Here is a 12,469-nt window from a genome sequence, read left to right on the forward strand (position 1 = left end):
ATTCGATATTAAAAAGTTAAACTAACAGAAAAACCAACGTAACGAGATGGCGGTGTTTGACTTAAACCTGTCAAACCAAGCGCATTTCCATTGGATGATCCGTTTCCATCAGAATATTCCGGATCGGTATAAACATTTGTCGCAGGTGTCCATAAAAATAAGTTACGGCCTTGCACACTAACTCTAGCTCTCTTTATTACATTTTGACCAGCTAGAAAAGATTTCGGTAAATTATAAGACAAGGACATTTCACGGATTTTCCAGAATGCTGCTGAAGTCACATATGTTTCATCAATATTCCGTCTTCCTGTTGCCATTGTCCAATAATCGGCGCCACCATCATAAACCGTAATATTCGTATTTTTAACATAGGACTTAGTTGCTTCATCCCAATAAGAAGAGTTTGGAATAACAAAACGCTCGCGATCGTAAGCGACTGTATTTATTCCTGATCCAGAGAAATCAAACAAATCCGCTCCATTATTAAAGATATAGTTACCTGTACGATACTCAGCACTTGTATAAAAAGTTAAACCTTTGTAGGATAATGATAGATTTAATCCTAGGGTATGTGTTGGTAATGCTGCGCCCAAAACTTTTAAGGTACCGTCTGTAGTTGGATATCCTGTAATACGATCCACAATAATACGTCCTTCTGGATCTCTGTTATAAGTCGACCCCATAATAACAGGGAAAGACTCTCCTTTTACGGCATAAGAACCAGTTCCACCAGTATATGTACCTAAAGCCATTTGGTCTAGACCTTCTGCAATTTCAACAACTTTATTTTGAATGTAAGTGAAATTTCCGCCTAATGTTAAGTCCCAATCTGCATTTCGTATTGGTGACACACTCAATCTTGATTCAATACCTTTACCTGTAGTTGTCCCTGCATTTAGCAAATAAGAGCTATATCCAGAAGCCCAAGAAATACCTGTTGGTACTGTATTATCTGTTGTTTTATTGTTAAAATAAGTTACATCAGCAGAAATTCTATTATTCCACCAAGCAGACTCAAACCCGAACTCAATAGCTCGCGTCATCTCAGGTTTTAAGCCTGGCTGTACAATTTGATTTCCAACAGTATGACCACCGATTCCGTTGTACGGATAACCAGACCCTTGACCGAAGGTAGGAACTGTGGCATAAGCACCAAAGTTGGAAGAGCTACCCACATTCACTTGCCCAACTTTAGATAAACTTCCTCTAAATTTCAAAAAATTCAACGGTTGAAAATCTTTCAATCCCTCAATTGCATCAGTTGCAACAAATGAAACGGTTGCCCCTGGATAGAAGAATGAACGATTGTCCGGATCTAAAATTGAAACCCAGTCATTACGTCCAGTTAATGTTAGAAACAAATAGTTTTTATAAGCTACATCAATTTTACCAGCCAATCCAAAAGTTCTCGCTAAATAGTCGGCCTGACCAGTAGAAGGAGGATTCAAACTATTTCCCTGATTGTAAATTCCATCTACGACCAAACCATTAACTGTAGCTGACAAATTCGAAGATTGGTTCTGAACGTATTGGAATAAAGCCGTATAGTCGAATTTGAAATCTCCGTTTGTATGTGTCGCATGTGCATTAAAATCAGACACAATACTTGTTGCATAACTTGCAGCATCGGAAACGCTACCAGTAATATTGGTTCCTTTATATGCACCATGCAAACCTGCAGCATATGGTGTAAATGTGAATTTACCTGTCGTATATTTATAGGATTGATTAGAAGTGGTCATCCCCACACGTCCCATAAAGTCTAACCATGTTAAAGGTTTGAAATTCAATTCCACATTACCCATGAAATAATCATTTCTAATTTTTTGACGATTATTTGCTGCAATGAAATAAGGGTTGTTATAATATGCATTATAATAACCATTTGGATTTGCAAAAGGATTATTTTGCCAATCTTTATAACTCGTTAGCGGGACCTGACCTGGAGATTGCAAAACCGCATCATATATATTCGCGTTCGCAGAAGTTTGATCGTATCTATTTTGAGCGTAATATGAAGTATAGCTAATGTTTAAAATATCATTCAACTTCCTGGTTCCATTCACACGGGCAGAAGCTCTATTATATTTATCGAAAGGAACGGTACCTGTTGATTTTAAGTATTGTCCCGAAAAACGGAAGGAACTGTTCTCATGTTTAGATGCGACAGCCAAATTCGTCATGTTTGTCACTCCTGTTTCCCAAAATTTATCCTTTCCACCATTCCAAGAATAAGGGCCTGTTTGCGTGGAACCATCTTGTAGAGGATCACCAATTTGAACAGTAGACCCATCGAAAGCGGGACCATATTGTTGGTTTTCGTAAGGCACATAAAAGATATTGTGTGCAGAATAACCAGAACCAAATCGTTTCTGAACTTCTGGCAAAAAGTTCACGTTTTCGAAAGTCGTTGTATTATCAACTGTGACCTCCATACCATTGGTAGCTGCGCCTTTTTTTGTTTTAATAATTAACGCACCATTGGATGCTTGAGAGCCATAGAGTGCTGCCGCAGAAGATCCATTTAATACGGTAATATCCTCAACATCATCCGGATTTAGATTTCCCAACATCGACGACGGAGAAATTACATTATCAATAACGATTAGAGCTTGATTATTACCTGTCAATGAACGCATCCCCCTTAACATGACACGGTAATTGGGATTAACACCTGAACCCACACCCTGTACGGTAAGACCGGCAACTTTACCAGTCAAACCTGTAACGATATTGGTCGGTTTAGCCTGTTGTAAATCCTCTGCTTTAATTGTAGTTTGTGCAGCTCCAATTGAACGCCGACTAGCAGTCAATCCCGCGCCAGTCACAACGACTTCATCAAGAACCGATTCATTTCCACTAAGTTGTATGTTATACAAACTTGAACCTTGTGCAACAGTGATTGTTTTGTCTGAATAGCCTACAGAACGAAAGACTAAAATTTTTCCCGTAGGAACATTAATGGAATAGTTACCGTTTGCGTCGGTTTGTGTGGCTTGGTTAGTGCCTTGAATAACAATAGTAACGCCTGGCAACCCCTCGCCATTTGTACCTGTCACTCGTCCACTAACCTTCTTTTCTTGAGCGAATGCTACCGAAGTTAGGATAGCACCACCCAATAAAAAACTGAGTAGTTTGTGTTTCATATGTTTATGTTTAATTAAGTATGTTTATTTAAATTCTTGGCGATAAAGCACCTTGGCTAGCAAATTTTTTACTTCTCAATAATTATTATAAGCTATGTTAGTTAGTCATACATCTTTTAAGTCAGCTGTATCAGCTGTTAAAAAATGTTAAATACAAATTTATAACTTTTTTTAACTTTTGCAATGCAAGCATAACTTTGTGATAACATTTATTTCACAATAAATCACAAACAACTGATAAACAGTTTATTATTTTCACTTTTAAACGTAACAAAAGGTAATTTTGAGTGATTATTCACTTAAAACTATCTTAATAATCTAAAAAATCAGCCAATGATAGAAATCCGAAGTTTAGGTAATATAGAAACAAGCACAAACACACGACTCACAATAAAAAAAAAATTTACTGAGAGTAAATTTAACGCATGATTAATTCAAAATTAAATCTCACTGGAACTGTATAACGTACTCGTACTGCCATTCCTTTTAGGTAAGCAGGAGTTCATTTACCTAATCTTCGCATTGCCTCAATCATCATCCTCTTGATACTTAGCTCAGAATCTCCCTCAATTTCATAATCTTCAGTAGCACCAGACTTTTTAATGAAGAAACTGACGAGTACGGTTTTCTTTTTATATTTTTCAAAAAATTATAAAGGGAACTGAACTCTACACATAACCAATTCAACATCGGCCGTTAAATCACCATGATATTTGGGCTGTTGCTCCATAGTCTTGGCAGAGTATGTATTAATTTTACCATCGGGCAAATAGCGCTTCCCATTTATCAATATATCTTCTTTGTAAAACTCCTCATATTTTGACTGATCCCAACCAGTCCAAATCCCTTCTCGCTTATCATTAACTAATTCACCTTCGATATACTGACCATTTTTATAATCAAATCTAAAAAAACCATTTCCTTTTCGAAGTAGCATATTTCCTAACGAATCCAAATACAACAAATAATGAGGAAAATTTGACTTCGCCTCTGTTTGATTAGGTTCATAATAGTAGTATCATATAATGGATAATCAACCTTGTTAGCCAAGATGTACAACGAGTGTTTCTGATTCAAAGTATCATCAAAACTCAAGAAAAAACCTAGCTGATACTCTTAATAGGAATCATTGTTTTAGTCTGCAAGATCCATTATTAATAAACGAAACCTTGCAAACTAAATCAATAAAAAAAACAAAATAAATAACTGAAAATAAATACATTAAAGTCTTTTTAAGAATCGACTAAATCAACAGACTACATTTATAAAATATAGCGAAGTGAATGCCTAGAAAAACTAAAATTTATTTATTAAAGTCATAACAACCCTAAATAAATATTTAGGACACAACTGTATTCTATTATTATTTTTAAAGGTTCAATATATCATCTAAAACGTATACTGTTCCATCAAAAAGTGTCATATTTCCTGTTAACTTTATTTGGGTCGGATTTATCAATGTATAGATCGCATTATAAGCCACAACTGATTTTGGTGCACCAGGAGGCAAGCCGGCTGCAGTTATTTGATATAATTTATCAGTATTTTGAAATATAGCTATATCATAATATACACCACCTTTTTCCAACATGTCAGATACTAAAGTTGGAAGTTTTACAGGAGTAGGCAGGTATGCTGTTAAATCTACAATTTTTACTCCCAGAGGAGCTGAGTGATCAATTATGAATTGACCAGTATGCACTATTAAGCCATCTGCATCTCCAGTTGTAGCACGAACTAGATAATCATTTACATTTGGCATATATCCTGCTTTAATTGTATCAAGATATGCTTTTGTTCTCATTTTATAAACTAAGCCACCTAAAGCGGTTCCTAAAACTACAGTAAATCTATTACCATCCATATTAAACGAGAGTAAATTGTTCTCACTAGTCGGCCCTGAAAAACTTGGCTCATATTTTGAATAGTTATCAAACTCTTGTGGATTTGTAGGATAAGTAAATCTATCAAATTTCAGACCTCCAGCGAAAGGTGTCCAATAATAGCCATCTTTATAATAGATGTTCGCCCCACTTAGTGTACCTGCATTCATACCAGGCACCTTTGACTTTTTACTAACTGTTGTTACCTCCTCTTGAAGGACAGGAGAGTTTGATTTCTTACAAGAAATAACTGCCAGAAGCACAATTGCAATAAAAAATAGATTTTTAACCATAACTTTAATGTTTATTGTACAATAATAGTTAAATTTCGCATTTATAAATCATTAGGTTTAACACACAAATGTGTGGTAATTAAGTTAAAATCACCGATTGTTTAAATTAATTTACTTTTAAATAATCATAGATAGATTGAAATGCAGTGAAAGATAGCTCTTTCATGAATAATAATTAACTTCTTATTTTTTTTGGGGAATTGAAGTAGTTTACAATGTATAAAAAAGCGGCAATTTCTTTCGAAATTGCCGCTTCCATAAGCAAATAATCTAAGAGACTACTTAACGTCCCACCAAACAGGTGTATAGATTACAACGTTACCTGGATAATTGCTATTTGTTGTGGCTTCACTAAGTGCATAAGGCATGCGCAAAGGCATTCTGTCTTCACCTAAAGTTGATGCTGCAGATTTAACAAAGAAGGATGGATACCCTGTTCTTCTCCACTCAGTCCAAGCTTCAAAGCCTTGGAAACCACACATCGCATAATACTTTTGTGTGATAATGGCTTTTACTTTAGCCTCCACATCGCCTGTAAATTTAGCATCTGGCGCATCAGCAATATACTTGGCAGCATCTGCTGCGTTACCTGTTGCTTTAAAGCTCTCTGTAATACCAGCACTATATAAGCTCTGTGCATCTCCTGTTCCCCAACCTCTTACAACTGCCTCAGCCTGTAAGAACAAACTTTCGCTTGCAGAAAACAGTTTTACCGGTGCAACGGCAGATGTTTGACTCATGGCATTACCTCCAACCATTGGAGAAGGAGTAGATACTAATTTTTTTGAATTACTTGAATACGTCCCTTGAGCAATGTAAGCAATTGTATCTTGTATCTTTGGTTCGTTCGTTTCTGGATCTGTGTATTCAACTTTGTCATAGAAAGCGAATCTGCGAGGATCATTATTTTTGACAAATGCTTGCACAACGGTTCCACTCGCTACAACATTTTGAGTTTTTCCTAAACCAACCATTTCATTGTAGAAAGGATTTTCATTACCCCCTGTTGTTGTATAAGTGATTGTCGCATCTTGATTCAAGAAAATAGCATTGCTCGCATAAAGTGCTTTAATACCTGCAGCAGCTTTGGTTGCGTTCACATTAGAAAGGCGTAAATAAGCTCTTAATTTTAAGGTATTGGCAAAAGCCTTCCATTTTTCAAGATCGCCATTGAAAATCATATCCTGACTTGCTACTGGAATTGCTTGTTTCACAGCTAGTAAAGATAGTCCTTTATCAATATAATTGAAAATTGAATCGTATACAACTTCCTGAGCTTCATATTTTGGACTCAAATTTCCATCAGCCTTTGATGCTTCAGAAAGCGGAATATCCCCGAAAGCATCGGTTGCAACCTGATATGCATAAGCTTTCAAAATATGAGCGATACCTTTATAATTTTCGTTATCCGCCACTTTTGAATTGATAATCAATTCAGCGTTGTTTAAAGTTCCCCTGTAGATATTACCCCAAACTCTATCCATAGAAGTATTGGTGATTCTATACTGATCGATAACTCTATATTGAGAAGATGTTGGGTTTTGTGTCCAATACTGTCCCCAAATATTACCAAATACCTGAAAGGAATTCCCCACAACCTGGCTTATTGACGCTTCTACTGTCGGCAATAACAAACTAGGTGTTGCTGACTCCGGGTTATTTGGATTCTCATTGATATCCAAGAATTTATTACATCCAGTCAAGCCCATTGTCGCAACTAAAGCCACAACTAGGAATTTCTTGGTATTATTAAATTTTATAGTTTTCATACTTTATTCGCTTTTAAAATGAAACTTTAACATTAATGCCATAGTTACGCAGTGAAGGTTGTGCGGTAAAATCAAAACCTTGTGCATTACCAGCACCTGATGAATTCACCTCCGGATCAGCATATTTATTTTCGCTTGGCGTCCAGATAAACAGGTTATTTCCGAACAAACCAATAGAAGCAGCTCCAAAAGGCGTGTTTTTCAATTGATTTTTCGTGAATTTATAGCTCAGTGTCAAGTTACGAAGCTTGATGTAAGTTGCGTCCACTACATTCATTCCAGACTCCAGTGAACCATAGTAATTTTGCTTATCGTAGGTTACCGATGTATTTTCAATAGAGTTTCCGTTATCGTCCAAGTAGACAGAATTTGGGAAAATCTGTGCAATTCGCTCACCACCGGTTTCAGCAGATGTTCCAACGAAAGCCATGATATCTTTTGTTCTTGAATAGAATACACCGCCTTGTTTTGTATCAAATAAAGCACTCATTGACCAATTTTTGTAGGTCAGGTTAGTACCCAAGGATGCTTGAAAATCTGGATTATAGGTACCTAAATATTGTGGTTTTTCAGTAGCTAATGGCATACCTGATGCCTGATCTACAATCGTACGACCTTGAGCGTCCGTAGCATTTGTAACTCCATAAAACTCACCATATGGACGACCTACCGCTGCCACGATATTCATACCAGAGAAACCACCGACAGAAACCTGTTCCACACCTGGCATCAATTCGATAACTTTACTGTTATTTTTAGTGAATGTACCGAACAATTCCCATGTTAGATTTTCTGTTTTAACAGGAGTTCCTCTTAATGTCAATTCAACACCGTTATTTTGGACTTTACCCGCATTTACCAATGCAAAACCATAACCCGTTGACACAGGAATTGGAATACTTAGAATCTGATTTTTTGAGTTGTTGTTGTAATAAGTAAAGTCTGCGTAAAGACGATTATTTAAAAATCCTAATTCAGCCCCCACTTCAAACGATGTCGTGATTTCAGGCTTCAATCCACTGTTACCTATTGTATTGCTCGACATCAAAGCCGAAACATTACCGAATGGGAAACTTGTTTTTCCGAAACCGCTATTGATCTCACTACGAGAAAATGTCGTAATCAACTGATACGGATCTGTATCCGAACCTACTTGCGCCCAGTTTGCACGTAATTTTGCATAGTTGAATTTACTTTTCAATTCTGGCTTGAATAATTCAGACAGAACAAATGATCCGCTTAAACTTGGATAAAAGAAAGAGTTATTTTTCTTAGGCAAAGTGGATGACCAATCGTTACGTGCTGTAGCTTGTAAATAAGCTATATTTTTATACGAAACATTCAAATCTCCATAAACACCTACTAAACGACGATTGCTCCAAGTATCTTCGATTAGATCCAATGGACCATTCGAGTTAGCTAAATTATACCAACCTGGTACTACAAGTCCTCCACTTGAATTGGTAGCAGTGCTATTATTCGAAGTTTTGCGTTGACGAATATTATTACCAATCATAAATGATGCATCCCAGTCCTCATTAAATTTATGAGTAGCGGTTGCCATGAAATCATGTACAATTTCATTCACATTAAATTGATCGATTCTATAACTCCCAGGATCCGTCTGAACGTTTCCTTTTACATAATTACCTGTAGAGTTATCAGCAGGCAGGTAGCTATATTTTGGAGACTGCGCTCTTCTACGATCGGTATAATTGTCTAAACCTACACGCTCTTGGAATGTTAACCATTCAGTTGGTTTATAATTTACATTGAAGTTCCCCATGATACGGTTTACATCATTGTAATTATTATAATTGTCTAATATCCAATATGGATTCATGGTATAAGCACCATAATAACCGTATACGTCGTCATGTAGCACACCGTTTGCATCCGTATATCCATACGCATTATACGGATTTGAAAGATCTTTCAACCCTTTAACATCAATATCGCGCGGAGTTTGCAACAAGTTATTATAGACAGAACCACCACCTTGACCGCCACCGACATTATTACTGTTGATACGACTGTAGTTTACGGAAACACCTGCACTGAATTTATCAGATAATTCTGTTGTTCCATTAAATCTGACACCATATTTATTGTAGTTATCTTTCTTACCTGGATAAACACCATTTGAATTCAAAGAATTTAAACCTAAGTAAAATGTTGACTTTTCTGAACCGCCTGAAAAACTAAGGTTATTGTCAGACGCAATACCAAGATCAAAGAAATCACGTACATTATCTTTCACTGCAGAATAAGCTTTCTTCTGGCGAACGCCATCTATCGCCTGTCCCCATTCTTGAACATTGCCTGTAAAAGGAGCACCCCACGAACCATTTTCCCTCGGATCATTCACATAATCAACAAAGGCTCCTGTCTTTTCATCAAATGCAGCATAGCCTTGTCCGTATTCATTTTGAAATTCAGGTAACTTCAAAATAGAAGACAATGTATTGGTGGAACTGAAGGTAATTGCACTTTTAGCACCTTTTTTACCACTTTTCGTTGTAATAATCAAAGCACCATTCGAAGCTCTAGAACCGTATAATGCCGCTGCTGCTGGGCCTTTTAATACAGTTACTGACTCAATATCATCTGGATTGATATCGTTACCACGGTTACCAAAATCTACACTCGCAAGATCGCTGGATCCACCAACTTTACTTGTATTATCAATCGGTGTACCATCAACAACGATCAATGCTTGGTTATTTCCAGCAATAGAAGAACCACCACGCAATACAACACGGGATGAACTACCTGGAGAATTTGATGTAGAGGTAATGTTTACCCCTGCAACTTTACCAGCTAAAGAATTGATCGCACTCGAATTACGGCCTTCTGTCAATTCATCGCTCTTAATTGTTGGCGCAGAATATCCCAAAGAACGTTTTTCTCTCTTAATTGCATTTGCTGTAACAACAACTTCTTCCAAAGCATTGTCATGATTTACTAAAGAGACATTGAATACAGTACTGTTGTTATTAACAATAATAGTTTTATCATCAAAACCAACGGAACGGAATACGACAACCTTACCTGCCGGTACATTCAATGAATAATTACCATCAGTATCAGTCTGCGTTGCCTGATTAGTACCTTGTACAACTACTGTCACCCCTGGTATTGCTTTACCCTCAGCAGATGTAACACGACCACTAATCTTTTTTTCTTGAGCGAATGCAACCGAAGTCAAGATCATACCGCCAACAAGAAAACTTAGTAATGTTTGTTTCATGTTTTAGTTAGTTAATTTTATTATTTTTTCTAATCCTATATATTGATATAAATTATATCCGTTATCATAACCGTCTAAACATAAATTGCCTAGACAATAAACAGCAAAAAACATAACATGCTATTGCAGTTCATTTAGTAACAGTTGAAAATATTTTTGGAAAAGCGGGCCCCAGGTAGATGTAGGGTCAGTCCTTAGATAAATATCCAGCTGTAAAATTTGCTCTTTTCAGCATTTACAGTAAATAATAGTTAGTGCGATTTTTATTAGCGGTGTCAAATATATAAAGCCAAAGTTGCTTTTACAAGTTTTTTAACATAATCTCCAGAAAACAAGAAATACCGCAATAATAAGTTCACAATTTTACAAATTGTTACAAAAGAATCATTTTAGAATAAAAACTCCTCAAACAATTTTCAAACAGAATTTTATACGGAATGAACCATAATTAACAAAACATTAACAATGTTATAAGAAAACGTTAACATGTTATTCTATTATTTTTCTGTATTAAAATCGCATGTAATTTATAATGATTCTAAACATTTTAAAATCGAGTTATAACAAAAAAAGACGCTCTACCTTCTCAGGCTGAGCGTCTTTCATATTGAGATTAAATAAGTCTAAAGACGACTTATTTATTGATATTTAATCGATATACTCAAATTTAGTGTACTGCACCAAAACTGCAGGAATCTTAATTCCTTTTTCCGTTTGATTATTCTCCAATATCGCTGCGACAATACGTGGTAAAGCTAATGCCGAACCGTTCAAGGTATGTGCCAGCTGCATCTTGCCATCAGCATTTTTAAAACGGACTTTCAAACGATTCGCTTGATAAGTTTCAAAATTGGAAACGGAAGATACCTCCAACCAACGTTTCTGAGCAGAACTATACACTTCCATGTCATAGGTCAATGCAGAAGTAAAACTCATATCTCCACCGCAAAGGCGCAATACACGGTAAGGAAGCTCTAATTTCTGCAACAGACGCTGTACGTATAAACTCATTTCTTCCAGCACTTCATAAGATTTTTCAGGATGTACAAGCTGTACCGTCTCCACTTTGTCAAATTGGTGTAACCGGTTTAATCCACGTACATGTGCCCCATATGAACCTGCTTCACGACGGAAACATGGTGTATAAGCACAATGTTTGATTGGAAACTGTGCTTCTTTCACAATCTCGTCTCTATAAATGTTGGTGACCGGAACTTCAGCTGTAGGGATCAAATACAGATTGTCGTTACCCACATAGTACATCTGTCCTTCTTTATCCGGTAATTGTCCCGTAGCAAATGCAGAATCTTCATTGACCAAGATAGGCACCTGTACTTCCTCATATCCTTCTTCTGCTGCCTGATCCAAAAAGAAATTGATCAATGCGCGTTGCAATTTAGCACCTTTACCTTTATAGATAGGAAAGCCTGCTCCGGCAACTTTTACGCCAAGCTCTAAATCAACAATATCATATTTGTTCAACAATTCCCAATGCGGCAATGCATCTTCCGACAATGCAGGGATTTCGCCATGGCTCAAAACAACTTCATTGTCCTCAGCACTTACACCTGCTGGAACGGATTGATGCGGTAAATTAGGTAATTGCACGATCTTCTCATTCAATTCTGCTTCAATTGTACCCAATTGATCCAAAAGTTGCTTCACTTGCTCCTTATATCCCGAGGATTTGGATTTAACGGTTTCAGCTTCTTCTTTTTTACCTTGGCGCATCAGATCTCCAATCTGTTTTGCTGCCGCATTAGCCTCTGCCGAAAGTGCGTCTGATTCCGATTGGATCTTACGGCGATCTTCATCTAAACTGATGATTTCGTCGACCAATCCAATTTCCTTGAAATGCTTGACAGCCAATCTTTCGATTACCGTATCCCTGTTCTCACGGATATAATTTAATTGCAACATAATATAAATGTGTTATTTAAAATAGTGAACAAACTTAGATAAATTTGCCTTTATTTACAAGCAATTTTATTCCTAAACCACCATCCAAAAGGCTTTTTAACTGCTTTACGGTCCTCTATTTTCATCGCACCGCACCAGTTAGCATCCACCAACTCATTGAATACTGATCTTCAAAGGGATCGGTATTTACACCCCATAATCCATAGAA

At 36.6% G+C, this 12,469-nt stretch carries 6 protein-coding genes; all 6 read right to left on the reverse strand.

From position 1 onward, the window contains the following. Positions 1–8: 8 nt before the first annotated feature. Entirely contained in the window at positions 9–3,146 is a 3,138-nt protein-coding gene (locus tag A9970_RS14385) for a SusC/RagA family TonB-linked outer membrane protein (RefSeq protein WP_182982797.1), read from the reverse strand. A gap of 649 nt (positions 3,147–3,795) precedes the next feature. After that, positions 3,796–4,083, reverse strand: a complete 288-nt coding sequence (locus A9970_RS14390) for a hypothetical protein (RefSeq protein WP_182982798.1) — start codon at positions 4,081–4,083, stop codon at positions 3,796–3,798. Positions 4,084–4,515: 432 nt separating this feature from the next. Beyond that, positions 4,516–5,322, reverse strand: a complete 807-nt coding sequence (locus tag A9970_RS14395; protein ID WP_182982799.1) for a hypothetical protein — start codon at positions 5,320–5,322, stop codon at positions 4,516–4,518. A 278-nt stretch (positions 5,323–5,600) separates the two neighbouring features. Beyond that, the gene (locus A9970_RS14400) at positions 5,601–7,091 is read right to left on the reverse strand and encodes a SusD/RagB family nutrient-binding outer membrane lipoprotein (RefSeq protein WP_236590208.1); all 1,491 of its coding nucleotides are present in this window, start codon (positions 7,089–7,091) and stop codon (positions 5,601–5,603) included. A 13-nt stretch (positions 7,092–7,104) separates the two neighbouring features. Further along, positions 7,105–10,341, reverse strand: a complete 3,237-nt coding sequence (locus A9970_RS14405; RefSeq protein WP_182982800.1) for a SusC/RagA family TonB-linked outer membrane protein — start codon at positions 10,339–10,341, stop codon at positions 7,105–7,107. Between the two features lie 648 nt (positions 10,342–10,989). Next, the gene (serS, locus tag A9970_RS14410) at positions 10,990–12,261 is read right to left on the reverse strand and encodes a serine--tRNA ligase (RefSeq protein WP_182982801.1); all 1,272 of its coding nucleotides are present in this window, start codon (positions 12,259–12,261) and stop codon (positions 10,990–10,992) included. Positions 12,262–12,469: the final 208 nt, after the last annotated feature.

Source organism: Sphingobacterium sp. UME9 (assembly GCF_014170215.1).
In the GTDB taxonomy this organism is placed as follows: domain Bacteria; phylum Bacteroidota; class Bacteroidia; order Sphingobacteriales; family Sphingobacteriaceae; genus Sphingobacterium; species Sphingobacterium paramultivorum.

Excerpts from the sequence above, each read along its gene's own strand:
- A9970_RS14400 (WP_236590208.1), bottom strand. The coding sequence starts at position 7,091 with ATGAAAACTATAAAATTTAATAATACCAAGAAATTCCTAGTTGTGGCT.
- A9970_RS14395 (WP_182982799.1), bottom strand. The coding sequence starts at position 5,322 with ATGGTTAAAAATCTATTTTTTATTGCAATTGTGCTTCTGGCAGTTATT.
- A9970_RS14405 (WP_182982800.1), bottom strand. The coding sequence starts at position 10,341 with ATGAAACAAACATTACTAAGTTTTCTTGTTGGCGGTATGATCTTGACT.
- A9970_RS14385 (WP_182982797.1), bottom strand. The coding sequence starts at position 3,146 with ATGAAACACAAACTACTCAGTTTTTTATTGGGTGGTGCTATCCTAACT.
- A9970_RS14390 (WP_182982798.1), bottom strand. The coding sequence starts at position 4,083 with ATGCTACTTCGAAAAGGAAATGGTTTTTTTAGATTTGATTATAAAAAT.
- serS (WP_182982801.1), bottom strand. The coding sequence starts at position 12,261 with ATGTTGCAATTAAATTATATCCGTGAGAACAGGGATACGGTAATCGAA.